This is a genomic window from Microbacterium sp. GW821-FHT01D02 (genome assembly GCF_059422585.1).
This window is the reverse complement of sequence record NZ_JBWKXB010000004.1, coordinates 161,628-185,840: the sequence shown is the minus strand read 5'-3', so window position 1 is coordinate 185,840 and position 24,213 is coordinate 161,628. Positions and strand designations below refer to the sequence as shown.

Here is a 24,213-nt window from a genome sequence, read left to right as displayed (position 1 = left end):
CTCGCGGGCCGTTCGGTCGTCCCGCTGCCGACGCAGGCTCAGAACGGCTCCGGGGCGACGAGCGGCGGCGGGCCCTGCTCGGGGGTGACGACGGCCGGTACGCCCGCGGCCTCCAGCGCCTCCGCGACGCCGCGCACGGTGTCGGAGAGGACGGTCGCGCCGTGGAGGGGATGGTGCCAGATCCGAAGGGTCAGCACCCATCGTGTGGGGGAGACGGAGGCGACCGCGACACCGGGGTGCTCGCGCGCGTGGACGCCGTCGACCTCACCGGCGGTGCGGCTGAGGATGTCGATCACCTCGTCGAGCCCGTGCGCACCCGAGCGGTCGATGCGCACCGACACCGCGCTGCGTCGCGATCCGTGCCGCGAGTCGTTCACGAGGACGCCGGTGAGCAGGGCCGCGTTCGGCACGTGCACGGTGCGCCCGTCGACGGTGGTGAGGATGACGGCGCGTCCGTTGAGCTCCTGCACGATGCCGAGGATCGGTCCGTCGGGGCCGTCGACGCAGATCTCCTCGCCGATCTTCACCGACTGCCGCGACTGGATCAGCACTCCGGCGGCGAAGTTGTCGGCGACGCCGCGCAGCACCAGGATGAGCACGACCACGGCGATCGCGGTGATCGCGAGCAGCGGCTGGACGTTCGCACCGAGGAACGCGAGGCCCACGCCGATGCCGACCAGGATCAGCGCGTACTGGGTGAACCGGGCGGCCAGCTGCGCCACCGAGTCGGAGATGCCCGGCGTCCTCTTGGTCAGCTTGAGCACGCCCTTGCGGGCGAACCGGGAGAGGAGCCATCCGACGAGGATGCAGAGGAGTGCGAGCACGACCTGCCAGGCCGTCACCCCCGACGGGAACAGCGCGTCCAGGCTCACGATCGCCGGCCCGTCGGGGTCCGAGTACTGGTCCGGGTGCTGATCCTGCTCCTCATACGAACAGGATGCCGGGTCCGAGCCATCGCCCGCGAGCAGGATCACCCCTCGCGGATGAGTACCCGTCGCGCGGAGCACCGGCGGAGATCGAGACTGTCCGCATGGCCACGACACCACCATCACGGGATCTGCTCACGGCGGCCCGCTCGCACGGGGAGACGAGGGAGCGCGCGCGGGAGGCGATCGGACTCCAGATCGCGATCTTCGCCTTCGTGCTCGCCGCGCTCGTCGCGCTCCCCGTGTTCCGGCTCGGGTCGGCTCCGATCTCCGGTCCCGACTCGATCGGGCAGTTCGTCGCGCTGGCGTCCGCCGTGACCGCGATCGTGGTCTTCGTCCTGGGCCGCGTCATCGCCTCCGATCCGGAGCGGAGCCGGAAGCGCGGGGTCCTCGACATCATCGACATCGCGGCGTTCTCGTTCGCCCACGCGATGATCGCCCTGCTGGGGTGGACGCTGGCCGCCACGATCATGGAGGCGGGCCTCCAGGGGGCCGTCGTCTTCCCGATCCCGGTCCTCATGCTGTCCGGGGCGGCGGCGGCGCTGACCGCCTACGTGACGTACTACTCCGCGACGCACCTCGACCTGCAGCTGCTGGCGACGGTGCTCGCGCTGTTCCTCGTGTTCGGGGTGCTCGCGAGCATGCTCACGGCGAGCGATCCGCTGTGGTGGAAGGAGAACCTCAGCGCGCTCGGGATGACCGACGACCTGTCGGCGCGGACCTTCAACCTCACCCTGATCGTCGCCGGCATCCTCGTGACGACGCTCGCCCGCTACGCCACCCGAGGGATCCCCACGACCCACCCGCGCGGGGTGGTCGGCGTGCGGACATGTCTGATCATCGTCGGCATCTTCCTGGGGCTCGTCGGAGTGTTCCCGGTCGACGACTTCTTCGCGCTGCACACCGCCGTGGCATCGGGAATGGTGGTCGCGTACGGGGTGCTCGTCTTCGCCTTGCGGCGCTGGATTCCCGGGGTCTCCCGCACCTTCCTGATGCTCGGCTACCTGTTCCTCGCGCTGGTCGTCGTGCTCGCGGTCCTGTTCGCGGTCGGCTACTACACCCTGACGGCGGTGGAGCTCGTGGCCGGGACCGTGGTGTTCACCTGGATCATCCTCTTCATCCGCACCGCCGATGCGCTCAGACGCGACGCCCATGCACCGCCGGAGGGGTGAAGATCACCAGGGCGAGGCGCTCGTGATCCCCTTGAGAGCTGGGTGAGGCGGACACTAGCTTTGGTGCCATGTCGCCCCCCGTGCGCTCGGCGAGGCCAGGACCGACGGTGCGTTTCCGGCCCCCGGCCCCGCAACCGGGCGCCATCCGGCGGGACCGGGTGAGCGCGGCGATCTCCGCGGCGACGGCGCACGGCGCCCTCACGGTGGTGAGCGCTCCCAGCGGCTTCGGCAAGACGACCGCGGTCGCCGACTGGGCCGCCGGACGCGACCAGGTGGCTTGGCTCGCGCTCAGCTCCTTCGACTCCGACCCCGGGCGGCTCAGCCAGGGCGTCGTGAACGCGCTGCGCATCGGTGCCGAGCGCACGGGGAGCCCTCTCGCGCTCTCCCGTGACCTCGACGACCCGGAGCACGCGTATCAGGAGATCTGCGCGGCTCTGGAGGAGGTCGACGGTCCCGTCCACCTCATCGTGGACGACGCGCACCGGGCGGGGGAGGACTGGGGGCGGGGTCTGCTGGGGATGCTCGCCGAGCAGCCGCCGGACGCCCTCCACCTCTTGCTCGTGGGGACGACGCTGCTGGAGGTCACCCTCTCCCGGCTCGGCGTGACCCATCCGGAGTCTTTTCTCGGCGCCGACCTGCTGAGCTTCACGCCGGACGAGGTCCGCCTCCTGCACGCGGCGGAGCCGGACGGTCTCACCGCCGAGACGATCTTCGAGGAGACGCGGGGGTGGCCCATCGCCGTGCGGCTGATGCTGATCGGCGGCGCACGTCCCGACTCGGATGCGCAGACCGCCGCGCGGTTCCTCGGCGACTACGTGCGGGAGCACGTGCTCGGTGCGCTCGCCCCGGACATCGCGGGCTTCGTGCTCGACGCCAGCGTCTGCGGCGAACTCACCCCGGAGCTCGCCGCGGCGGTCACCGGGCGCGCGGATGCGGGCGAACTGCTCGACAGGTGCGTGCGCTCGGGGCTCTTCCTCGATCGGTACGACGGTCCGCACGGACCGGTGTATCGATGGCACACCTCCTTCGCGCGCCGATGCGCGGAGATCGCGGGGCTGGACGGTCCTCGTGCGGCGGCGGCGCATCGACGCGCGGCGAAGGCCCTCGAAGTCGGCGACCCGATCGCCTCGATCGCGCATTCCCTGGGGGCCGGGGAGCCAAGGACGGCCAGGGACACCCTGCTGCGTCATTGGCTCGGACTCGTGGTCGGTGCGCACGCCGCCGAGGTCGAGCGCACGGCGACGGAGATGCTGCGGCGCACCCCCGACGATGCACAGGTGCTCCTCGTCCGGGCGAGCGCGAGCGACGTGCTTGGCGACCACCGGGTGGCGCGTGAGCTGTTCCGACGGGCGGAATCGGTGATCGCCAGGAGCGGCGCCGCGGCGGAGCCCGCGGTCCTGCAGCTCGCCCGCCTGTTCGTCGCCGACGATCGCGCGGAGGTCGTCCGTGCCGGCGAGAGCGTGCGGCAGATGCTGCTGGATGCGGACTCGACCGATCTCGGCGACCGTGCGGCGCTGTACCACCTCATGGGGTGGACCGGGATCCGCCATCGCGGCAGTCCGTCCGTGCCGCTCGAGTACTTCACCGCGGCGGCCCGAGAGGCGCGCGGCTCCGACGATCGCGAGCTCGCGAAGCGCGCACTCGGCCATCTCGCCTTCGGGCAGACCTGGGCAGGGCGGCTGGTCGAGGCGCGGGAATCGCTGGCGTACGTCGACGGCTCGGCCGACGTCAGCCTGCCCTGGAGCACATACGCGGGGGGAAGTGCGGCAGCGGCGGCGGGATACGCGTCCTACTGGGCGGGAGAGTTCGACGAGGCGATCCGAGTGTTCCGCGCCATGATCGCCAACGGCGGTTCGGATCGCTCGTTCACGGGGATCGCCCGCATGATGATCGCCTACTCCACCGCGGAGACCGGCGACGTCGCCGCGTGCCGGCGCGCGGCCATCGGGATCCAGGAGATCCCGCTCGAGGTTCTCCACGGGATCACCTGGCCGGCCTTCCGGGAGTCGTCGGTCGCTCTGCTCGAAGAGGCGGTCGGACGCCCGGACCGTGCCCTGCGGATCGCCAGGAAGTACGTGCAGTGCCCTGATCTTCCCGTCGTCAGCGTGGCGCTCGCCGGAGTGCTGCGGCGTGCCGGCGAGTACTCGACCGCGCTGGAGATGCTGCGCTCCCTGCACGTGTTCGCGGAGGTTTCCTACGTGAAGGTCGCCACCCTGAGCACCGCGGCGGTGCTGCGGCGTCACGCGGGTCATCGTGACGAGGCGCATGAGCTGTGCGAGGCCGCCGTCGCCGTCGCCGCCGGGGAGGGCATCCGGTTGCCCTTCGGACCGCGGGAGTCGGCCGTGCGCCGGCTGCTGGGCGAGCACGTGCACTTCGGCACCCAGTATGAGGACTTCATCGGCCGCTGCCTCGCCGTGGACGCCGCGGGGTCCCCGGTGAGCTCGCTCTCGGAACGCGAGCACGACGTCTTCCAGCAGCTCCAGACCGCACGCACCCTGCATGAGATCGCCCGGGAGCTGGAGGTGTCGATCAACACGGTCAAGACGCATCAGCGCGCGATCTACCGGAAGCTCGGGGTGTCCTCCCGGCGCGAGGCGGTGCAGACCACGGTCTGACCGGGCGACCGGCGGCGGGGGCTCAGCGCGGAGGCGGCTGCTTCGGGGAGGAGGCCAGCACGGTGTTCGCCACCGCGGCGGGAATGGGCTGTCGGGCGAGGATGCGAGCCCCGCGCCGGCCGATGTCGCGGGAGAACCGCTCGCCCCAGGTCGGCTCGACCAGGATCAGCGCGGCCACGGCGCCGATGGGGAGCCCCGAGGCGAAGTGCCGCACATCCTCGTCGCCGACCAGCCCGGGGGTGTGCAAGCCGAGGCCGGCGAGGGTGAACTCGTCGCGGTCGACCTCAGTGAGGCGGTACTCGTCGCGGGTGAGCCGCTCGACGACGAGGAGGTCGAGGAGGCGCACGGCACCGGCCTCGACCTGACGCAGGAGCGCTTCGAGGACGGTCGGACTGAGGTGGCCGGTGTCGAGGTGCACGACGACGAACTCGACGTCGCCGAGCGTGCGCTCCTTCACACCGACCACCCGTCCTCGTCGTCAGCTCAGCGCACGCGCCTTGATGGACGCGAACTCGTCGGGGGTGATGGTGCCGGACGCGAGGAGCTTCGACGCCTTGTCGATCTCGTCGCTCGGACTGGAACCCGCGACCGTGCGGATGTACTCGTCGGCCGCGTGCTGCTGGTCGCGGTAGGCGGACACGCTGCGCTCGCCCATGCCCTTGCCGCGGGCGATCAGGTAGACGAGTGCCGTCAGGAACGGGACGAAGATGAGGAAGATGATCCACAAGGCCTTCCACCACCCGTTGAGGGCATGGTCCCGGAACAGGTCCGCCACGATGTTGAAGAGCACCATCAGGTAGGAGATGAACACGAAGACCCAGAAGAACCACCAGATGATGTCCCAGAAGCTAGTCCATATGGACACGTCCGACTCCTTTCGTTGAGTTACGGCGTATCGCGATCGTGGCAGTGCGCGGGGCCGCACGGGCGGGGCGCTCACCCGGTTGGGGTGAGCGCCGCATCCGCTCCGCACGGGCCGGTGCGAGCATGATCGCGTCGCCTCCTCGCGTGAAAGGGCACCCCATGAACGACTTCCGATTCGGCCCGGCCGAGTTCTATCTCGTCGGCTTCGAGGGGGAGCGTCCCGATCCGGCGACGTTCCGCGCCCTGGCCGACCTCATCGAGAGCGGGGTGGTCCGCCTGCTGGACTTCGTGATCCTGACCAAGTCGTCGGACGGCGAGGTCGAGATCGTCGAACTTGAATCGGACGAGGGGACGCTCGGGCTCGGGGAGTTCCAGCCGATCGCGGCAGGACTCGCGGGGGAGGAGGACGTCGAGGCGCTCGCGAGCACGCTCCCGCCCGGGCAGTCCGCGGCCGTCGTCGTCCTGGAACTCGCCTTCGCACGGGCGCTCGCGCTGAGCCTCGCCGCCGCCGGAGGGCAGGTGCTGCGCAGCGAGCGCGTGCCGGCCCCGGTCGTGAACGCCATGATGGACATCCTCGATCAGGAAGGTGAATGACATGCCACTGAGAAGATTCGGCCGTCCCGGCCTGATCGGCCTCGCCGCCCGGACCGCCGTCGTCGCCGGCACCGCGACCGCCGTGAGCGGAGCGGCGATGCGGCATCAGGAACGACGAGCACAGGGGCAGTACGAGCAGGAGCAGTACGAGGCCGCGCAGCAGCAGGCGCAGATCGATGCGGCGGCGCAGAGCGCGGCCTCGTCGTACGCGGCTCCGTCCGCACCGGGCCCCGCGGCCGCCGACGACATGATCGCGAAGCTGCAGCAGCTGGCCGCCCTGAAGGACTCCGGGGTGCTGTCGGAGGAGGAGTTCGTCGCGGCGAAGCAGAAGCTCCTGAGCTGAGGAGGGGATGCGCCGTCGCCGGCGACCGAGCACGTGTGCCTGACGAGGAGAAGGACGAATGAGCGAACTGGATGACCTGCGTGCCCGCGTCCTCCTCCTCGAACAGGAGAACGAGGCGCTGAAGACACCGCGTCGCCGACCGGTCGCGAGGAGCATCGTCGCCGGCATCGTGCTCGGACTCGCGGTGCTGATGGCGCCGATCGCGGCGATGGGGACCTGGGCGCGGCTGCAGCTCGTCGACGCCGATCGGTTCGTGGCGACCTTCGCACCCCTGGCGCAGGACCCCGACGTGCAGGACTTCGTCGCGGACCAGGTGAGCACCGCGATCCAGGGGCAGGTCGATCTCACCGCCGTGGTCGGCGAGGTGTTCGACGGTCTGCGGGAGCTGGACCTCCCCCCGCGCGCCGCATCGGCGCTCACGCTCCTCGAGGCCCCGGCCGCCAGCGGGCTGACCTCGCTCGTCGACGGCGTCATCCACGACGTCGTCGCCTCCGACCAGTTCGCCGACATCTGGGCGCAGACGCTGCGCGTGACCCACGAGCGCGCGGTCGCGATCATGCAGGACAGCCCCGACACGGCGCTGCAGCTCGCGGACGACGGCGTGCTGTCGATCGACCTCGGAGTCGTGATCGACAGGGTGAAGTCGACGCTGTCGGAGCGGGGCGTCGGGTTCGCCGACCTCATCCCGCAGATCGACCGGACGATACCCATCGCGCAGGCGGATGCACTCGTCCTGGTGTGGACCGTCTATCAGATCGCCGTGGCTGCCGGGTTCTGGCTCCCGTGGGTCGTGCTCGGCCTGGTCGTCGTCGGCATCCTGCTCGCCCGCAACCGTGCGCGTGCCCTGTTCTGGACGAGTGCGGCGTTCGCCGTGGCCTTCCTCCTGCTCTCCGCGGGGATGGGTATCGGAAGGACGTTCTTCATCGGCGCGGTCAGCCCGTCGATCATGACGGCGGCCGCCGCCCAGTCCCTCTTCGACGAGGTGACCTCGCTGCTGAGCTCGACGATCGTCGCGCTGGCCCTGGTCGGGGTGCTGGTCGCCGTCTGGGCGTGGCTGGCGGGGTCGAGCCGCAGCGCCGCGAGCGTCCGGGGCGTCCTCGACGGCCTGTTCTCGGCGGTCCGCGGCACCTGGGAGCGACGGGGGCTGTCGACCGGGCGGTTCGGCCTCGCAGTCGACCGCTTCCACGGGCCGATCCTCATCGTCGGGATGGTCCTCGCGCTGCTCATCCTCATGGTGACGCGACCGGTGTCGTTCGGGACGGTCTTCGGTGTGACGCTGGGGCTCATCGTCTTCGCGATCCTGGTCGAGCTGCTCCGGCGTCCGACGTCGGGTGACGCGGAGGTGCCGCCGGCGGAGGAGGAGATCGCGCAGAGCCCGACGGAGCTCACACCCTCCGTGTGAACACCGTCGCCCAGTCGTCCCGCACGCTCACGACCGTGTACCCGGCGTCCGCCGCGCTGGCCAGAGCCTTCTCCGCGCCCGCGTCATAGGGCGCATCCCCGCGATCGGGATCGTCGTGATGGATGAGCATCGCGAAGCCGGGGCGCTCGCCACGACGGGCGAAGTCGAGCATCGCGGTGTCCCCGTTGGAGTTGCCACCCGCGAACAGGGGCCGTCGTCCGATGCGACTCCAGATCCGCACGGGCTTCTCCGGGCCGTCGTCGAAGAAGGCGAGGGCGGAGGAGTAGCGCACGGTCCCCGCGGCCTCGTCCCACGTGAGGCCGAAGGCGGATCCGACGACCCGCTCCGGGGGGATGCCGTAGTTGGCCTGCGTCATCGGGCGCATGAAGTCGCGCTCGCCGCCGGAGACGATGTAGCAGGTGAAGCCGTGGTGCTCCAGGTAGCGCAGGAGCTCGACCATGGGTTGATAGACCGCGTCCGCATACGGACGCCGGAGCGTCGGGTGCTGCGCGGTGCGGTAGAACTCCGCGACGGATCGCGCATAGTCCTCCACGCTCATCCCGTCGGTGAGTCCGACGAGGGCCTGGATGATGATCTTCAGATCGGAGTCGTCCCCCGAGTAGTGCTTGTCGATCGCGGTGCTCAGCCAGGCGAAGTCGCCGCTCACCGCAGCGAGATAGGGCTGCCGTCCCGCGAGGTCGGGAGAGCGTTCCGCGGCTGCGCGCCACTGCTCCACCACATAGTGCAGCTGCGTCGGCATCGGCTTCTCCGACCACAGCGTCCCATCGTTGTCGAACACGGCCACGCGCTCGACGGCGGGTACGGCATCCGGACCGTCCACGACCGCGGCCACGAACTGCTCGATCGCACGGCGGGTGGCGGTGTCGCGCCAGGAGGAGAGGGAAACGTCGTCGGCCATATCGGGTCCTTCTGTCTCGATCGCGAGTCCGGCGGGGGAGCTTCAGCCTGGCATCGTCGGCGGGTTCCCTCGCGCGTCGATCACCCCGGCCGGGTGAGGCGTTTTCGCTCCTTTTCGTGCCGTCTCGGTTTGACGGGAATACCCCTGGAGGGTATAGGGTTGACCCGAAGGAGTACCCCACCTGGGTATGTTGGTTGTGAAGAGAGGAAACGTCATGAGCACGAGCGAGTACCAGGTCACCGGAATGAGCTGCGGCCACTGCGAGGTCGCGATCCGCGGCGAGGTCGGCCAGATCCCGGGTGTCGACTCGATCGACGTCAGCGCCCAGACCGGTCGGCTCGTCGTGACGAGCACCGAGCCGGTCGACGACGCGGCGATCCTCGCGGCCGTCGACGAGGCCGGATACCAGGCGGTACGAGCCTGATGAACACCGCTGGCCGTCTCGGCCTCTACGGCGCGGGGCTCGTCGTGGTGTTCGGCGTCGCCTTCGCGGCGGCCGGCGCCCTCGTCCCGGACAGCGCCGTGGCGTCCTGGACGGAGCGCGGCGCGGCGGGGCACGAGGAGAAGTCCGCCGAAGAAGCGGCACAGAACGCAGGACCAGGGGAAGAAGAGGGAACAGACGTGAGCGGAGTCACCATCGCGGCATCCGGGTACATCCTCGGAGCCGTCAGCACGCCGGGGGAGCCGGGCCTCGCGGGCGACCTGTCCTTCGAGATCCGGGACGCCGCCGGTGAACCCGTCACCGCCTACGAGACGGCGCACGGCAAGCAGCTGCACCTGATCGTCGTCCGCAACGACGGCAGCCGATACCGGCACGTGCACCCCGAGCTGGACGCGAAGACGGGCACCTGGTCGCTGCCGTGGACCTGGGATGCCGCCGGCACCTATCGGGTGTACGCGGACTTCACGGCGGAGGGCGGTTCGGGGACCACGCTCTCGCGGACGGTCGACGTCGCCGGAGCGTTCGCACCGGAGCCGCCGGTCGGAACGCAGACCCGCGCGACGGTCGACGGCTTCGATGTGACCATCAGGGGCGACTTGGTCGCCGGCACCGGAAGCGAGCTGACCGTCGAGGTCGCTCGTGGCGGAGAGCCGGTCACCACGCTGGAGCCGTATCTGGGCGCGTTCGGACACCTCGTGGCCCTGCGTGAGGGAGACCTCGCCTACCTGCACGTGCACGCCCATGGCGAGGAACCCGAAGCGGGAGACCTGGCCGGTCCCGAGGTGGTCTTCACCGCGCAGGCGCCGACAGCCGGGCGATACCTGCTCTACCTCGACTTCCAGGTCGACGGGAAGGTCCACACCGCGCCGTTCGTGCTGGACGCCACGGCATCCGCAGAACACGCGTCGACCGATTCGGGCGACGACGACCACGGCGGACACTGACCCCGCCCCGCAGCACTCCCGCCGCGTCCTCGGACACGGACGGCAAGGATCGAGGAGATCATCATGACGGACACGCAGTCCGCGGCCGCGGCAGCCAGCGTGGAGCTGGAGATCGGCGGCATGACGTGCGCATCGTGCGCGATGCGGATCGAGAAGAAGCTCAACCGGATCGACGGGGTCGTCGCGACCGTGAACTACGCGACGGAGAAGGCCAAGGTGACCGCGCCCGTCGGGTTCGACCCGGCGCTGCTCATCGCCGAGGTCGAGAAGACCGGGTACACCGCAGCGCTTCCCGCTCCCGAGCGGAAGGCCGGGCCGGAGGAGGCGGACGACGCACCCGACGCCGAGCTGACGAGCCTGAAGCACCGCCTCATCGCCTCGATCGTGCTGACCGTCCCGGTCATCGCGATGGCCATGATCCCGGCGCTGCAGTTCACGTACTGGCAGTGGCTCTCGCTCGCGCTGGCCGGACCCGTCATCGTGTGGGCGGCCTGGCCGTTCCACAAGGCGGCCTGGACGAACCTCCGCCACGGCGCCGCGACCATGGACACCCTCATCTCGATGGGGACCATCGCCGCGCTGCTGTGGTCGCTCTACGCCCTGTTCCTCGGCACCGCCGGTGTTCCCGGCATGACGCACCCGTTCGAGCTGACGGTGGCGCCGAGCGACGGCGCGGCGAACATCTACCTCGAGGTGGGCGCGGGTGTGACCATGTTCATCCTCGCCGGCCGGTACTTCGAGAAGCGCTCCAAGCGACAGGCGGGGGCCGCGCTCCGCGCCCTGCTGGAGCTCGGTGCGAAGGAGGTCGCGGTGATCCGCGGCGGCGTCGAGACGCGCATCCCCACCGCGGAGCTCCAGGTCGGCGATGAGTTCGTCGTCCGCCCCGGCGAGAAGATCGCCACGGACGGGATCATCGTCTCGGGGACCTCGGCCGTCGATGCGTCGATGCTGACCGGGGAGTCCGTTCCCGTCGAGGTCGGCGAGGGCGACGCGCTGACCGGCGCGACCGTGAACGCCGGCGGCCGACTGGTCGTCCGGGCCACCCGTGTCGGCTCCGACACGCAGCTCGCGCAGATGGCGCGACTCGTGGAGGACGCGCAGACCGGGAAGGCCGAGGTGCAGCGCCTCGCCGATCGCGTGTCGGGGATCTTCGTCCCCATCGTCATCGCGGTCGCGCTCGGCACCCTCGGCGCCTGGCTCGGCGCCGGATTCCCCGCTTCCGCGGCGTTCACCGCCGCCGTCGCGGTGCTGATCATCGCCTGCCCGTGCGCCCTCGGTCTGGCCACCCCCACCGCGCTGCTGGTCGGCACGGGTCGCGGCGCTCAGATGGGCATCCTCATCAAGGGACCGGAGGTCCTCGAGTCGACCCGCAAGGTCGACACGGTCGTGCTCGACAAGACCGGGACCGTCACGAGCGGCAAGATGACCCTGACCGACGTGTTCACGGCGGACGGAGTGGACCGCGCCGACCTGCTGCGGCTCGCGGGAGCCGTGGAGGACGCCTCGGAGCACCCCATCGCCCAGGCGATCGCCAAGGCCGCGACACAGGAGGTCGGCGCACTGCCGACCCCGGAGGACTTCGCCAACATCGAGGGCCAGGGTGTGCAGGGCGTCGTCGAGGGGCACGCGGTGCTCGTCGGGCGCGACTCCCTGCTCGCGGACTGGTCTCAGCACCTCCCCGCCGCGCTGTCGGCGGCGAAGTCCGAGGCGGAGCGTCAGGGCAAGACCGCGATCGCGGTGGGCTGGGACGGCGAGGCGCGTGGTGTGCTCGTCGTCGCGGACACGGTGAAGCCGAGCAGCGCCCAGGCCATCACGCAGCTCAAGGCGCTGGGACTCACGCCCATCCTCCTCACCGGCGACAACCGGGCGGTCGCCGAGCAGATCGCGGCCGAGGTCGGCATCACCGAGGTCATCGCCGAGGTGCTCCCGAAGGAGAAGGTCGACGTCATCACCCGGCTCCAGAGCGAGGGCAAGGTCGTCGCGATGGTCGGCGACGGCGTGAACGACGCGGCCGCCCTCGCGCAGGCCGATCTGGGACTCGCGATGGGGACCGGCACCGACGTCGCAATCGAGGCGAGCGACATCACGCTCGTGCGGGGCGACCTCCGGAGCGCGGCGGATGCGATCCGTCTCTCCCGGAAGACGCTCGGCACGATCAAGGGCAACCTGTTCTGGGCGTTCGCGTACAACGTCGCGGCCATCCCGCTCGCGGCCCTCGGGCTGCTCAACCCCATGCTCGCCGGCGCGGCGATGGCGTTCTCCAGCGTCTTCGTCGTCGGCAACAGCCTCCGCCTGCGGTCCTTCCGGAGCCAGGCGGCGGATCCCTCTCCCACGGAGACCGCTGCACCGCGCGAGCGCACGGTGTCGCCGGCATCCGCAGGAACCCACTGAAATCCGAAAGAGGAGCACCATGTCCGATTCCCCCGCAGGTTCCTGCTGCAGCGTCAACAGCACCGCCGCCGTCTCGGCCGACGGCCGCAAGGATCTGCTCGCCCCGCCGGCGGGTGGCATGGCGGAGTGCCCGGTGATGGTCGGCAGCGCCGTGGTCATCGCGGATGCCGAGGCCGCCGGGCTCTACCGCGACTACGAAGGCACCCGCTACTACTTCTGCTGCGCAGGATGCGGACCGGCGTTCGACGCCGACCCCGCGAAGTACGCCGCCGCAGCCTGACCGCTGCACCCGTGCGGGGCTCACCACCCGGCGGCCCCGCACGGAGAATCTTCCGAGGAGGACGAGTCATGAGCACCCCGCACGAGGACCACACCCCGCACGCGGAGCACGCGCCGCACGGCACCACGCCACAGCCCGTCGCCGCCGCGGACGTGCCGACGGCGCACGACGCGCATGCCGGTCACGACATGCATGCCGGTCACGACATGCACGGCGGTCACGGCGGGCATGAGGCGCATGCCGGTCACGAGGCGCAGGGCGGACACGACGCGCACGCGGGGCATGGCGGTCATGGCGGTCATGGCGACCACGTCGGCCAGTTCCGGCGCCTGTTCTGGATCATGCTGGTCCTGGCCGTCCCGACCGTCGCCCTCTCCGGCATGTTCGCGATGATCCTCGGCTATCCGCTCCCCGACATCCCCGGACTGGTGTGGGTGTCTCCGGTCCTCGGCACTGTCATGTACGTCTGGGGTGGGAAGCCCTTCCTGGTCGGTGCGGTCAGCGAGATCCGCGCTCGCCGGCCCGGGATGATGCTGCTCATCGGCCTGGCCATCACGGTCGCCTTCCTGGCGTCGTGGGGTGCGAGCCTCGGCATCCTGCACCACGAGCTCGACTTCTGGTGGGAGCTGGCGCTCCTCATCGTGATCATGCTGCTCGGCCACTGGATCGAGATGCGCTCGCTCGCGCAGACCACCTCGGCGCTCGACTCGCTGGCCGCGCTGCTGCCGGACGAGGCCGAGCGGGTGGAGGACGGACAGGTCGTGGTGGTCTCGCCGTCCGACCTCGCCGTGGGCGACATCGTCGTGGTGCGTCCTGGAGGCAGCATCCCGGCGGACGGGCGCATCGTCGACGGACGCGCGTCCATGGACGAGTCGATGGTCACGGGCGAGTCCCGCACCGTCGCGCGCGGCCTCGGGGACCAGGTCACGGCCGGTACGGTCGCCACCGACTCGGGACTCCGCGTGGAGATCACCGCGACCGGGGACGACACCACTCTCGCCGGTATCCAGCGTCTGGTGACCGAGGCGCAGAGCTCCTCGTCCCGTGCGCAGCGCCTCGCGGACACCGCCGCGGGCTGGCTGTTCTGGTTCGCGCTGGGCTCCGCGGCGATCACCGCGATCGTCTGGACGCTCGTCGGGTTCCCGGACGCCGCCGTCATCCGCACGATCACCGTCCTCGTGATCGCGTGCCCGCACGCCCTCGGGCTGGCCATCCCGCTCGTGGTCTCCATCGCGACCGAGCGTGCCGCGCGTGGCGGCGTCCTCGTCAAGGACCGCTTGGCGCTGGAGAGCATGCGCACGGTCGACACCGTGCTGTTCGACAAGACCGGAACGCTCACGAAGGGCGAGCCGGTCGTGTCCGAGGTCTCGGTCGCGGGGGAGCAGGACGCCGATCTGGTCCTGGCGCTCGCCGCCGCGGCGGAGGCCGACAGCGAGCATCCGCTCGCGAAGGCCATCGTCCGGGCCGCCGCGGAGAAGCGATTGACGGTACCGGCGAGCCGCGACTTCACGTCGTCGCCGGCCGTCGGCGTCACCGCCACGGTCGAGGGCAGGACCGTCCGCGTCGGCGGTCCGCACCTGCTGTCGGAGGAGCACGCGGACGAGCTCTCGGTCGCCGAGCAGTGGCGCGAGGACGGGGCGATCATCCTCCATGTCGTGCAGGACGGACGCGTGATCGGGGCGCTCAAGCTCGCGGACGAGGTGCGACCGGAGTCGCGGGAGGCCGTCGACGCGCTGCATGCGCTCGGGGTGCAGGTGGTCATGATCACGGGCGACGCCGAGGCGGTCGCGCAGACCGTCGCCGCGGATCTCGGCATCGACCGGGTCTTCGCCGGCGTGCGCCCGGAGGACAAGGCCGCGAAGGTGCAGGAGCTGCAGCGTGAGGGGCGCAAGGTCGCGATGGTGGGCGACGGCGTCAACGACGCCCCTGCGCTCGCTCAGGCCGACGTGGGCCTCGCCATCGGCGCGGGCACCGATGTGGCGATCGCATCCGCCGGAGTCATCCTCGCCGGCGACGACCCGCGCTCGGTGCTCTCCGTGATCGAGCTGTCGCGCGCCGCGTACCGGAAGATGAAGCAGAACCTCTGGTGGGCGGCCGGGTACAACCTGCTCTCCGTGCCGCTGGCGGCGGGCGTGCTGGCGCCGATCGGCTTCGTGCTGCCGATGTCCGTCGGCGCGGTGCTGATGTCGCTGTCGACCATCGTCGTCGCGCTCAACGCGCAGCTGCTACGTCGCCTCGACCTGCGGCCCGAGGTCACCACCCGCGCCATCCTCGACCGCTGATCACACGAAGAGGCCCCCGTCCGTGCGGACGGGGCCCTCTTCGTGTCGCGATCTACTGGTGCCGCAGTGCGGCGTTCAGGTGCTCTTCGGGATCGACCAGGTGGTTGTGGTCGTCCGTGCCGAGCGCGACCTCCGCCCAGGAGATCGTCCCGCTGAACCTGCCGCCCCACTCCTTGTAGCCCTCGTAGGCGGGCATGCCGGTGTCCTCACCGGTGTCCATGCCCTCGTCGAATGAGAAGTACAGCGGGTGGGTGTGCTCCACGCGCCCCGTGCCCGCCGCGGTGCCGTCGATGAACAGCGAGACGTCGCCGCCCTTCCCGATCCCGCCGCCGTCGTAGGCGAACTCCACGCGGACGAGGTGCTCACCGCTGCCGATCGGGTTGTCGGAGATCACCGTCGTGCGGACCAGCCCGCAGTAGTTGTAGTGGTATCCGAGCTTCCCGTCCTCCGCGAAGAACGACCAGCCTCCGGTGCGCCCGCCCTGCGCGACGAGCGCGCCCTCCAGCGAGCCGTCCGCCGGGACCGTGATCTGCGCGGTCACCGAGTAGGAACGGTTCTTCACGTTCAGCGCGACGTTCTCGCCGAGTCGGATCATCCCGGGGTACAGCCGCAGCGAGTCGCCCGTGACGAGGGTCGGCCGCCCGGCGATCGCGGGGTTCATCCGTTCGGCCGCGCGGTCGTCGAGGGGGAACACGTTGTGCCGTGCCGCCTCGATGAGGAACATCTGCTGCATCTCCGCCAGCTTCTCGGGATGCTCCGCGGCCAGGTTGTTCGACTGCGTCCAGTCGACCGAGGTGTCGTACAGCTCCCACACGTCGGCGGAGAAGTCCGGCGCCTTCGAGACGACATCCCACGGCGTACGGTGCTTCGTCTGCGCCGTCCAGCCCTTGTGGTAGATCCCGCGGTTGCCCATGAGCTCGAAGTACTGGGTGACGTGCCGCTCGTCCGCGTCCGGCGCGTTGAAGCTGTACGCCATCGAGACACCGTGCATGGGGATCTGAGTGACCCCGTTCACGGTGTGCGGTTCGGCGAGTCCCGCCACGTCGAGGATCGTCGGGGCGATGTCGATGACGTGGTGCCACTGATGCCGCACGTCGCCGGCGCCGTCGATGACGCTCGGCCAGTGCACGATCGTGCCGTTGCGGGTGCCGCCGTAGTGCGACGCCACCTGCTTCGTCCACTGGTAGGGCGTGCACATCGCATGCGCCCAGGCCACCGAGTAGTGGTTGTACGCCTCGGGGCCGCCGACCTTGTCGAGGTGCTCGTTCCAGAACTCGACGGTCTCGAACTGCCCGCCGCCGTTGGACGCGGTCGTCAGCATGTAGGCGCCGTTGATGCCGCCCTCCGCGCTCGCCCCGTTGTCGCCGATGATGTAGTACACCAGGGTGTCGTCGAGGATGCCCTGTTCCTCGAGTGCATCGATGACCCGGCCGGTGTGGAAGTCGGCGTACTCCAGGAAGGCCGCATAGACCTCCATCTGGTGCGCGAGGATCGGCTTCTGCTCGTCCGGCACGTCGTCCCAGGCGGGGAGCCCCTCCGGGCGCTCGGTGAGCGTCGAGTCGGGCGCGATCACGCCGAGTTCGATCTGGCGGGCGAACGTCTGCTCGCGCTGCGCATCCCATCCGTGGTCGAAGGCGCCCTTGTACTTCGCGATCCAGTCCTTCGGAACGTGGTGCGGGGCGTGCGTCGCTCCGGGGGCGAAGTAGATGAAGAACGGCTTGTCCGGGGTCAGGCTCTTCTGCTGGCGGACGTAGTCGATGGTCTTGTCCGCCAGGTCGGGCATGAGGTGGTAGCCCTCATCCGTCGGCGGCTCGACCGCGGTGACGCCGTCGACGAGAGCCGGCGTCCACTGGTTGGTCTCCCCGCCGATGAAGCCGTAGAAGCGCTCGAAGCCCGAGAAGGCGGGCCAGTGGTCGAACGGCCCCGTCGGCCCGGTCTCCCACACGGGCACCTCGTGGCACTTGCCGAACTGCGCGGTGTTGTAGCCGTTCTGCCGCAGGATCTCCGGCAGCGGAACAGCGGAGTTCGGCCGCGTGGAGCGGTAGCCGGGGGAGGGCGTCGCGGTCTCGGTGATGTGCCCCATGCCCACGGCGTGGTGGTTGCGACCGGAGAGCAGCGCCGCGCGGGTGGGGGAGCACAGCGCGGTGGTGTGGAACCGGGTGTACTTCAACCCGGTGTTCGCGAGCCGTTCCGCCGTGGGCGTGTGGATCGGCCCGCCGAACGCGCTGGAGGCGCCGAAGCCGACGTCGTCCAGCAGGATCACGAGCACGTTCGGGGCGGTCTTCGGCGGGCGCTTCGCGACGAGGGGAGGGAAGTCGGCTTCCGACTTCTTCGCGTCGAAGACGACCGGTCCCTGATACTCGCGGTCAGGAAGGGGCAGGATCGATCCGGGCAGTTCCGCGGTCATGGCAGTTCCTTACTTCTCGTTCGTGGGGGAGGAGGAAGTGGATGCCGGGCGCCGCCGGGCGAACGACGTCGCTGCGGCGTCCGGCATCCGACTTCGTCGACTACTGTGCGCCGCCGAGATCGTGGATGAGGGCCTTCTCGTCCTCGGCCGAGAGCGACGTCTGCACGACCGTGCCGTCGAACGGGGCCAGGGCCGCCGCGAACTTGTCCTCCGTGAGCTTGGTCGCGTACACGACGACGGCGGACTTCCCCGCGGAGACGGTGCTCTTCACCCGGTCGCGGAACTCGGCGTCGATGCCGGATTTGTCGAGCCCCGCGAACAGCGCTCCGAACACGCCGCCGAAGAGCAGCCCGGCGATCGGGACGAAGAAGAGGAGGCCGATGAGGACGCCGAAGAGCGCTCCGCCCGCGGCGCCGACGCCGATGTTCCCGGCGGCGCCGGGGTACTCGACCTTCGTCTTGCCCTTCTCATCGACCTTCACGAGCGCGAGGCCGGCGAGTTCGACGACCAGGTCGTTCTGGAGGGACAGGATCTCGTCGTAGGCGCCTTCCGCCTGCGGCTCGGTGTCGAAGGAGATGACGATCAGTTCGGCCATGGATGTGCTCCCTTTCTCCGGGCCGAGTCGACCGCCCTCAGCCGTTGACGACGAGAGACCACTCCTCGGCGACCCCCCGCTTTCGGGTCATGCTACCCACGGCGCTCCCCGGAATCGCGGGCGTCACCCGGAATTCACCCGGGGGACCTTCCGGCTTCGCTTCCGGTCCTGCGACTCAGGAGATGTACCGATCGCGGGCCGCGAGCATGCCGACGACGAGACTGACCGCCTGCAGCCCCACGAGGATCAGCAGTGGGGTCGTCCAGGAACCCGTCGCCTCGGAGATCGCACCGAACAGGAGAGGGGCTCCGGCGGCGAGCAGGTACCCGACGGACTGCGCCATGCCCGAGAGGGCCGCGGCCTGGGCGTGTGCGCGGGTGCGGAGTCCGAACATCGCCAGGGCGATGACGATCGAGCCGCCGATCGACACCCCGAGGAACGCGTTCCAGAGGATCGCGAGGTCGGGAAGGGCGAGCTGCCCGACCACGGCGACGATCGAGAGGGGCACGAACATCGCGACCGCCCCGATCTGGCTCTTCCGCATCCGCGGCAGGATGGCCGCGGCGAGGAGGCTGCCGCCGATCGAGAACACCTGCATGATCCCCTGGTGTGCGCCCGCGACGGCCGGGGTCGCACCGTGGGTCTCCTCGATGGAGGGCCACCAGGTCAGGACCGTGTAGAAGAACGTGGAGCCGAGGCCCATGAAGACGGTGACCTGCCAGCCGAGAGCGCTCGACCACGGTGAGCGCCCTCCGCCGGGGTGGGCGTCGAGGGCGGCGGAGTGGTCGTGGCGGGGGAACGTGCGCCGCGCGATCTGGGGCAGGAAGACACCGAGGGCGACGAGGGCGACTCCGGCCCACATGCCGAAGGCGAGTCGCCACCCCAGATCGGTGAACCCGGCGACCGGGACCGCGACGGCGGATGCGGTCGCCGCCACCAGGGCGGACAGCGCCGAGAACAGTCCGGTGAGCTTGCTCACCTCGGCGGGGAAGTCGCGCTTGAGCAGGGCGGGGAGCAGCACGTTCATGGTCGCGATCGCGATGCCGAGCAGCGCGGTCCCGGCCCAGAGCCAGGGCAGACCGGGGACCGACCGGATCACCAGTCCGGTGGCGAGCACCCCGAGCGCAGACGCGAGCGTGCGCTCCATGCCCAGCCGTGCGGCGATCGGAGCCACGAGCGGCGAGAACACTGCGAAGCACAGCAGCGGGAGGGCGATCAGGGCCGAGGCTTCGACGGCGCTGAACCCCAGATCCTGCTGCACCTCGCCGAGCAGGGGGCCGACGACCGTGATCCCGGCTCGGAGGTTGGCCGCGATGAACATGATGCCGGTGAGCACCAGTCCTCGGCGCACGGCGCGGGTCGCCGTCGAGGTCGGCACGGGGGCGGTGGCGGAGTGAGCCATGGGGTCCTTGTCTGAGGGATCGTGTGGGAGGCAGCGTCGACATCGGTCTCTCCCGTGCAGGCGGGAGACCGATGGAGGCGGAACGGGTCAGGAGTGCCGTGTCTCCAGGAGGAGGCGGCGCCCGTGGGCGATCAGCCGGGTGACGGCGGCGCGTGCCGCCTCCGGATCGTGGTCGCGGATGGCGGCGAGGAGCGCGCGATGGGGGTCGTCGTCGAGCCAGGGGCCGATGAAACCCTCGCGCGCTTCGAGCGGCGTGGCGGCTTCGGGTACCGCCATCGCGTCGAACCGGTCGAGGTTGCGGTACAGATCCGCCATCAGCGGGTTGCCGCTCGTGTGGAACATCTCCAGATGGAACTCCAGGTCTCGTTCGATGGCCTCGTCCACGTCCGACGCCGTGTCGCGGGCGTCCAGTGCGCGCTGCATGCGGTCGACGTCCTCGGGGACCGCACGCTCGGCGGCGAGGCCCGCGGCGTACAGCTCGAGGGCTTCCCGTGCCTCGAAGACCTGCCGGATGTTCTCGGCTCCCGCGCGTCGCTGCAGAGCGACCTCCAGTTCCGAGGCGGCACTCACGTAGGTGCCGTCTCCGGGACGAGCTTCGAGCATCCCGCTGTGCACCAGCCCGCGGATCGCTTCGCGGACCGTGTTCCGACTGGCCCCCAGCAGTTCGACGAGCTCATGCTCGCCGGGGATTTTCGTCCCCACGGGCCAGCTGCCGCCGGTGATCTGCTCGCGCAGCTGCGCGGCGATCTGCACGGACAGGGGCACGTTCCGGCCGGTGGGAACGAGGGGAGACGTCGTCATGGCGTTAACTGTAGGACATTTGGATATATGGCACAACAGCGGTGTGCGGAGCGGGCGGACCTCAGGGCGACGGCGTTCGCCGGTCTCGTCGGAGCAGCATGAGCACGAGGTAGGCGCCTCCGATCGTGACGGTCACGGCGCCGACTGGAAGCTGGGTCGGAGCGAAGGCATGAGCGGCGATCCAGTCCGCTCCGCTGAGGAGCAGGGCGCCGGTCAATGCCGCGGCGACCACGGGGTGGCTGCGGGGGAGTGTCGCGCGAGCGAGGTGCGGTGCGGCGAGGGCGATGAACATGATGGGGCCCGCCGACGCCGTGGTGACGGCGGTGAGGGCGACGGCTCCGACGATGAGGGCGAAGCGGCTCGTCCGCACCCGCACGCCCAGAGCCGTGGCGACATCGTCTCCGAGCGCGAGGAAGCGCAGGCGGGTCGCGGCGACGACCACGGGGATCGTGAGGACGCCGAGCGCCACCAGCGCCGGGGAGAGGTTCACCCACCGTGTGTTGTCGAGAGTCCCCGATGCCCAGAGCGAGCCTGCGGTGGCGGTCGCCGTGTCTGTCTTGTAGACGAGCCAGGTGTTGACCGAGGAGAGCAAGGCGCTGACGGCGATTCCGGTGAGGATGAAGGTGCGTCCCGCCATTCCCGAGCGTGCAGTGAGTGCGACGACGACGCCAGTCGTCACGAGCCCGCCGAGGAGCGAGGCTGCGGCGAGGGGGAGGAATCCCGCGGCGGGAACGGCGAGGAGCACGACGAGAACACCGGTGTAGGCGCCCGTGTTGAATCCGATCACGTCGGGGCTGCCCAGGGGGTTGCGGGTCAGACTCTGGAAGATCGCACCGGCCGTGCCCAATGCGGCCCCGAACGCGACGCCGGCGACGGCACGGGGGAGACGCCAGGACAGGACGACAGTCGTCGTGAAGTCGGCAGCCCGGCCTGTGAGTGCGGCCCAGACCTCGGCGGGGGACAGCAGCAGGTCGCCCGCGAGCAGGGAGGCGAAGAGGATCCCGAGGAGCAGGGCGAACGCCATGCTCCAGCGGAAGGATGGCGCCGCGGAGGCCGCGGGCCGTCGGGTGGCCGGCGCAGGGGTGTTCGTCGTCATCGGCTTCTCCGGATCAGCAGGAGCAGGACTGGTGCACCGAGGGCGGCTGTGACGATGCCCACGGGGATCTCTCCCGGCCACAGCGCGATGCGGGCGATGACGTCGGCGCAGAGGAGCAGTGCAGGCCCCGCGACGGCGCCGGCGATCAAGATGCGGGTGGTGTCCGGGCCGGTGAAGGGGCGGACGAGGTGCGGGATCATGAGGCCGGCGAATCCGATCGGGCCGGCGATAGCGGTCGCCGCCCCGACCAGCAGTGCGGCGGCGACAGCGACACCCGCCCGCGTGCGCAGAGGGTGTGAGCCGAGGCCTCGGGCAGCGTCGTCGCCGAGGGCGAGCGCGTTCAGCGGTCTGGCGAGCAGGAGCGCGAGCACGAGGGCCACGGCGATGAGGGGGAGGACGGCGCCGACCACATCGGCATCAGGCGTGGCGAGAGAGCCGGCCGACCAGGCGCGCATCGCATCGAGCGCGCGGGGGTTGAGCAGGGTGATGCTGGTCTGGACACCGCCGACGGTCATGCTGAAGGCGACGCCGGCGAGGATCAGACGCGAGTCGTTCGCCTTCCCGCGTAGGCCCAGCGCCAGCACGAGGATGGTCATGACGGCAGCGCCGACCACGGACGCGGTGGCCAGGCCCATGGCGCTTCGCACCCCCAGCCAGCTGAGGGCGATGGTCACCGCGAACGCCGCTCCCGAGCTGACGCCGAGGAGGCCGGGGTCGGCGAGGGGGTTGCGCGTCATCCCCTGCATGAGGGCGCCGGCCCAGGCGAGGGCGATGCCGACGAGGACGGCGGCGAACGTGCGTGGAACCCTCACATCGCGCAACAGGATGAGCGTGTCGGGGTCGGCGTCACCGCCGAGGAGGGCGATGAGCGCCGCAGGCGATACCGGCCGGGAGCCGATCAGGATGCTGGCGACGAGCAGCGCGCAGAGCAGGACGACAAGGAGCAGACCGGCCACCAGGAGGTGCCGCGGGCGCCGGCGCGGGGTGACGTCGGCATCCGGACGCACCTCCTGGAGGCTGATCGTCACGGCGCGGGGATGAGCGCGAGGCCGGGGCGGAGCTGGTCGAGCAGCCACGGCACGGCGGCGATGTTCGGATCCTGCAGCGCGGTCGCGGTTTCCAGGTCGACGGGAACGTAGCGGGTGTCCATGATGGTCTGGGACGACACGATCGGGTCCTTCTCGAAGGATTCCTGGAGTGCACCGGACTGGTAGGTCATGAACAGCACGCCCGCATCGTCGAACAGCGGAGCCTGCTCGAAGCTGACATCGACGGCTCCGGGAACCGAGCCCGTGCCCTGGAGCTCGGCCACGGCGGGAAGCGCGACGAGCCCGAGCTGCTGCATGAAGCGCGCGGTGACGTTCTGCTCATCGACGAGCATCACCACGACGCCGTCGCGTGCCTGCCCGTACAGGAACGTGCCGCCGTCGAGGTGGGGCAGCTCCGTGCGGAGGTCTGCGATCGCCTCGTCGGCACGGGTGATGAGCTTCTCGGCAGCCTCCGCCTCGCCGAGTGCAGTGGCGATGCGGCGGGCGGATGCCTCGCTCGTCGCGGCGTAGAGCTGCTCTTCGAAGGTGACGACGGGGGCGATGTCGCTCAGCTGGACGTAGAGCGCCTCGTCGAGCGTGAAGCCCGCTGTGGCAAGGATGAGGTCGGGGCGTGCCGCAGCGACCTGTTCGACGTTGATGCTCATCGGGTTGACCCAGGTGGCGTCGTCGGCGAGCGCGTCGACGTAGGGCGGGTTGGGGTCTTTCCCTTCGCCGGCGATGACCGAGAACGACTGCGGAGCGAGGACGACGTTCGCACCGAGCGCCGAGGCGAGCGCGACATCGGCGTAGCCGAGGGTGGCGACCCTGGCGGGCTTGTGGTCGATGGTGGCATCACCGAAGGCATTGTGGATCGTGACGGGGAACGCCGCATCGGTCGGTCCTCCGGCGGGGTCCTCCGCGCTGTCGGCGGGGGCGGATGCGCACCCGGCGAGAAGCGCGAGTCCGGTGACGAGGGTGATCGCCGGCGCGAACGCACGTCGGTTCAGGCGGGAAATGGGCATAGGGGTCTCCTTGTGTTCGGGGTGCGGAGCGATCGGGCGTGGGGGGATCAGGGCGCAGGCAGGACTGCCGTCGCCGCGGCGAAGACGACCGCGGGTGTCGCGGCGGCATCGAGCGCTGTCCAGCGCGCCGAGAGCGAGGCCACGATCGGCACGGTGCCGACCGTCGGTTCGGCGGGCAGCGGGCCGGTGTCGTCGCGCCGGCGCGCGGACGTGATGGTGGCCTGGCCGAGGATTGTGGCGAACATCGTCCGGTAGAAGACGAAGCCCGCGGTGTCGTCGAGGCCGGCCTCTCGGGCACAGGAGAGGAAACCCTCGGGGAACTGCAATCCGGCGGGGCTGGCCAGGCGTCCCGTGGAGATCAATCGGATCATCCACGGGTGCGCCACGAGGAAGTCGTGCAGGCAGAGGGCGAGCGCGACAGCGGTCTCGCGCGGATTCTCCCGGGGCGTGGGGATGACGATCTCCTCGGACACCTTCTCGACGAGCGCGAGCAGCAGTGCATCCCGGTCGGCGAAGTAGCGGTACAGGGCCATCGGGGTCACGCCGAGGCGAGCGGCGAGCGGCCGCATCGCGACAGCGGACTCGCCGTCGGCGACGATCAGCTCGAGCGCCGTGGCCACGATCTGCTCGCGATCGATCTTGCTCATGTCTTCCTCCTGAGGATAGGCATGCCTAACTATACGCGTAT

The 24,213-nt window shown here is 70.4% G+C and carries 22 protein-coding genes; 10 read left to right on the top strand and 12 right to left on the bottom strand.

Going from position 1 to position 24,213, the window contains the following annotated elements; genetic code table 11:
* Nucleotides 1-38: 38 nt before the first annotated feature.
* Nucleotides 39-974, bottom strand: coding sequence for a mechanosensitive ion channel family protein (locus AC07VM_RS17910; RefSeq protein WP_267418050.1), 936 nt, complete (start codon nucleotides 972-974; stop codon nucleotides 39-41).
* Nucleotides 975-1,030: 56 nt separating this feature from the next.
* Here AC07VM_RS17910 and AC07VM_RS17905 point away from each other — a divergent pair, with 56 nt between their 5' ends.
* Both AC07VM_RS17905 and AC07VM_RS17900 read left to right on the top strand, forming a co-directional pair.
* Nucleotides 1,031-2,098, top strand: coding sequence for a DUF998 domain-containing protein (locus AC07VM_RS17905; RefSeq protein ID WP_267418051.1), 1,068 nt, complete (start codon nucleotides 1,031-1,033; stop codon nucleotides 2,096-2,098).
* 158 nt (nucleotides 2,099-2,256) lie between these two features.
* Nucleotides 2,257-4,713: a winged helix-turn-helix domain-containing protein gene (locus AC07VM_RS17900; RefSeq protein ID WP_494912564.1), complete on the top strand. Its 2,457-nt coding sequence runs from the start codon at nucleotides 2,257-2,259 to the stop codon at nucleotides 4,711-4,713.
* A gap of 22 nt (nucleotides 4,714-4,735) precedes the next feature.
* On the opposite strand, the gene AC07VM_RS17895 is transcribed toward AC07VM_RS17900, so the two are convergent.
* Both AC07VM_RS17895 and AC07VM_RS17890 read right to left on the bottom strand, forming a co-directional pair.
* Nucleotides 4,736-5,179, bottom strand: a complete 444-nt coding sequence (locus AC07VM_RS17895; protein ID WP_494912563.1) for a DUF6325 family protein — start codon at nucleotides 5,177-5,179, stop codon at nucleotides 4,736-4,738.
* 12 nt (nucleotides 5,180-5,191) lie between these two features.
* Nucleotides 5,192-5,578, bottom strand: a complete 387-nt coding sequence (locus AC07VM_RS17890; protein ID WP_267418054.1) for an SHOCT domain-containing protein — start codon at nucleotides 5,576-5,578, stop codon at nucleotides 5,192-5,194.
* Between the two features lie 158 nt (nucleotides 5,579-5,736).
* Here AC07VM_RS17890 and AC07VM_RS17885 point away from each other — a divergent pair, with 158 nt between their 5' ends.
* From AC07VM_RS17885 to AC07VM_RS17875, 3 genes are read left to right on the top strand one after another with little or no spacing between them, the layout of a single operon-like run.
* Complete coding sequence (locus AC07VM_RS17885) at nucleotides 5,737-6,171, top strand: DUF6325 family protein (protein WP_494912561.1); 435 nt, start codon at nucleotides 5,737-5,739, stop codon at nucleotides 6,169-6,171.
* A gap of 1 nt (nucleotide 6,172) precedes the next feature.
* On the top strand, nucleotides 6,173-6,514 hold the full coding sequence (locus AC07VM_RS17880; protein WP_267418056.1) for an SHOCT domain-containing protein: 342 nt from the start codon (nucleotides 6,173-6,175) through the stop codon (nucleotides 6,512-6,514).
* 58 nt (nucleotides 6,515-6,572) lie between these two features.
* Entirely contained in the window at nucleotides 6,573-7,916 is a 1,344-nt protein-coding gene (locus AC07VM_RS17875) for a hypothetical protein (protein ID WP_494912559.1), read from the top strand.
* On the opposite strand, the gene AC07VM_RS17870 is transcribed toward AC07VM_RS17875, so the two are convergent.
* Entirely contained in the window at nucleotides 7,900-8,835 is a 936-nt protein-coding gene (locus AC07VM_RS17870) for an HAD family hydrolase (protein ID WP_494912558.1), read from the bottom strand. The two genes, AC07VM_RS17875 and AC07VM_RS17870, sit on opposite strands and share 17 nt — an antisense overlap.
* Nucleotides 8,836-9,049: 214 nt before the next feature.
* On the opposite strand from AC07VM_RS17870, the gene AC07VM_RS17865 reads away from it, so the two are divergent.
* The 5 genes from AC07VM_RS17865 (at nucleotide 9,050) to AC07VM_RS17845 (ending at nucleotide 15,174) form a co-directional block, all read left to right on the top strand.
* A complete protein-coding gene (locus AC07VM_RS17865) occupies nucleotides 9,050-9,259 on the top strand; it encodes a heavy-metal-associated domain-containing protein (RefSeq protein WP_267418060.1) in 210 nt (69 codons plus the stop codon).
* The gene (locus tag AC07VM_RS17860) at nucleotides 9,259-10,221 is read left to right on the top strand and encodes a DUF8832 domain-containing protein (protein WP_494912555.1); all 963 of its coding nucleotides are present in this window, start codon (nucleotides 9,259-9,261) and stop codon (nucleotides 10,219-10,221) included. Before AC07VM_RS17865 ends, AC07VM_RS17860 begins: the two co-directional genes overlap by 1 nt.
* A gap of 63 nt (nucleotides 10,222-10,284) precedes the next feature.
* Nucleotides 10,285-12,612 (top strand): heavy metal translocating P-type ATPase, encoded by a 2,328-nt coding sequence (locus tag AC07VM_RS17855; RefSeq protein WP_494912554.1) that lies wholly within the window; start codon nucleotides 10,285-10,287, stop codon nucleotides 12,610-12,612.
* A 19-nt stretch (nucleotides 12,613-12,631) separates the two neighbouring features.
* On the top strand, nucleotides 12,632-12,892 hold the full coding sequence (locus AC07VM_RS17850) for a YHS domain-containing protein (protein ID WP_267418063.1): 261 nt from the start codon (nucleotides 12,632-12,634) through the stop codon (nucleotides 12,890-12,892).
* Between the two features lie 68 nt (nucleotides 12,893-12,960).
* Nucleotides 12,961-15,174 carry a heavy metal translocating P-type ATPase gene (locus AC07VM_RS17845; RefSeq protein WP_494912553.1) on the top strand — a complete coding sequence of 738 codons (2,214 nt, stop codon included), beginning with the start codon at nucleotides 12,961-12,963 and terminating at the stop codon, nucleotides 15,172-15,174.
* Nucleotides 15,175-15,226: 52 nt separating this feature from the next.
* On the opposite strand, the gene AC07VM_RS17840 is transcribed toward AC07VM_RS17845, so the two are convergent.
* The 8 genes from AC07VM_RS17840 to AC07VM_RS17805 form a co-directional block, all read right to left on the bottom strand.
* Nucleotides 15,227-17,581 carry an arylsulfatase gene (locus AC07VM_RS17840; protein WP_494912551.1) on the bottom strand — a complete coding sequence of 785 codons (2,355 nt, stop codon included), beginning with the start codon at nucleotides 17,579-17,581 and terminating at the stop codon, nucleotides 15,227-15,229.
* A 100-nt stretch (nucleotides 17,582-17,681) separates the two neighbouring features.
* Nucleotides 17,682-18,176 (bottom strand): DUF1269 domain-containing protein, encoded by a 495-nt coding sequence (locus tag AC07VM_RS17835; protein ID WP_267418065.1) that lies wholly within the window; start codon nucleotides 18,174-18,176, stop codon nucleotides 17,682-17,684.
* 175 nt (nucleotides 18,177-18,351) lie between these two features.
* Nucleotides 18,352-19,578 (bottom strand): MFS transporter, encoded by a 1,227-nt coding sequence (locus AC07VM_RS17830; protein ID WP_494912550.1) that lies wholly within the window; start codon nucleotides 19,576-19,578, stop codon nucleotides 18,352-18,354.
* An 87-nt stretch (nucleotides 19,579-19,665) separates the two neighbouring features.
* Nucleotides 19,666-20,379 (bottom strand): FadR/GntR family transcriptional regulator, encoded by a 714-nt coding sequence (locus AC07VM_RS17825; protein ID WP_494912549.1) that lies wholly within the window; start codon nucleotides 20,377-20,379, stop codon nucleotides 19,666-19,668.
* A 61-nt stretch (nucleotides 20,380-20,440) separates the two neighbouring features.
* Nucleotides 20,441-21,475, bottom strand: coding sequence for a FecCD family ABC transporter permease (locus AC07VM_RS17820; RefSeq protein ID WP_494912547.1), 1,035 nt, complete (start codon nucleotides 21,473-21,475; stop codon nucleotides 20,441-20,443).
* Nucleotides 21,472-22,503, bottom strand: coding sequence for a FecCD family ABC transporter permease (locus tag AC07VM_RS17815; protein ID WP_494912546.1), 1,032 nt, complete (start codon nucleotides 22,501-22,503; stop codon nucleotides 21,472-21,474). Before AC07VM_RS17815 ends, AC07VM_RS17820 begins: the two co-directional genes overlap by 4 nt.
* The gene (locus AC07VM_RS17810; RefSeq protein WP_494912545.1) at nucleotides 22,500-23,525 is read right to left on the bottom strand and encodes an ABC transporter substrate-binding protein; all 1,026 of its coding nucleotides are present in this window, start codon (nucleotides 23,523-23,525) and stop codon (nucleotides 22,500-22,502) included. The genes AC07VM_RS17815 and AC07VM_RS17810 overlap by 4 nt, the downstream gene beginning before the upstream one ends.
* Before the next feature lie 47 nt (nucleotides 23,526-23,572).
* Nucleotides 23,573-24,172 (bottom strand): TetR/AcrR family transcriptional regulator, encoded by a 600-nt coding sequence (locus AC07VM_RS17805; RefSeq protein ID WP_494912544.1) that lies wholly within the window; start codon nucleotides 24,170-24,172, stop codon nucleotides 23,573-23,575.
* Nucleotides 24,173-24,213: the final 41 nt, after the last annotated feature.

Bases quoted from the DNA above. Each gene is read 5' to 3' on its own strand.
- AC07VM_RS17885 (WP_494912561.1), top strand. From the start codon at position 5,737: ATGAACGACTTCCGATTCGGCCCGGCCGAGTTCTATCTCGTCGGCTTC.
- AC07VM_RS17825 (WP_494912549.1), bottom strand. From the start codon at position 20,379: ATGACGACGTCTCCCCTCGTTCCCACCGGCCGGAACGTGCCCCTGTCC.
- AC07VM_RS17870 (WP_494912558.1), bottom strand. From the start codon at position 8,835: ATGGCCGACGACGTTTCCCTCTCCTCCTGGCGCGACACCGCCACCCGC.
- AC07VM_RS17805 (WP_494912544.1), bottom strand. From the start codon at position 24,172: ATGAGCAAGATCGATCGCGAGCAGATCGTGGCCACGGCGCTCGAGCTG.
- AC07VM_RS17855 (WP_494912554.1), top strand. From the start codon at position 10,285: ATGACGGACACGCAGTCCGCGGCCGCGGCAGCCAGCGTGGAGCTGGAG.
- AC07VM_RS17905 (WP_267418051.1), top strand. From the start codon at position 1,031: ATGGCCACGACACCACCATCACGGGATCTGCTCACGGCGGCCCGCTCG.
- AC07VM_RS17845 (WP_494912553.1), top strand. From the start codon at position 12,961: ATGAGCACCCCGCACGAGGACCACACCCCGCACGCGGAGCACGCGCCG.
- AC07VM_RS17850 (WP_267418063.1), top strand. From the start codon at position 12,632: ATGTCCGATTCCCCCGCAGGTTCCTGCTGCAGCGTCAACAGCACCGCC.
- AC07VM_RS17820 (WP_494912547.1), bottom strand. From the start codon at position 21,475: ATGACGACGAACACCCCTGCGCCGGCCACCCGACGGCCCGCGGCCTCC.
- AC07VM_RS17835 (WP_267418065.1), bottom strand. From the start codon at position 18,176: ATGGCCGAACTGATCGTCATCTCCTTCGACACCGAGCCGCAGGCGGAA.
- AC07VM_RS17875 (WP_494912559.1), top strand. From the start codon at position 6,573: ATGAGCGAACTGGATGACCTGCGTGCCCGCGTCCTCCTCCTCGAACAG.
- AC07VM_RS17860 (WP_494912555.1), top strand. From the start codon at position 9,259: ATGAACACCGCTGGCCGTCTCGGCCTCTACGGCGCGGGGCTCGTCGTG.
- AC07VM_RS17810 (WP_494912545.1), bottom strand. From the start codon at position 23,525: ATGCCCATTTCCCGCCTGAACCGACGTGCGTTCGCGCCGGCGATCACC.
- AC07VM_RS17840 (WP_494912551.1), bottom strand. From the start codon at position 17,581: ATGACCGCGGAACTGCCCGGATCGATCCTGCCCCTTCCTGACCGCGAG.
- AC07VM_RS17880 (WP_267418056.1), top strand. From the start codon at position 6,173: ATGCCACTGAGAAGATTCGGCCGTCCCGGCCTGATCGGCCTCGCCGCC.
- AC07VM_RS17865 (WP_267418060.1), top strand. From the start codon at position 9,050: ATGAGCACGAGCGAGTACCAGGTCACCGGAATGAGCTGCGGCCACTGC.
- AC07VM_RS17830 (WP_494912550.1), bottom strand. From the start codon at position 19,578: ATGGCTCACTCCGCCACCGCCCCCGTGCCGACCTCGACGGCGACCCGC.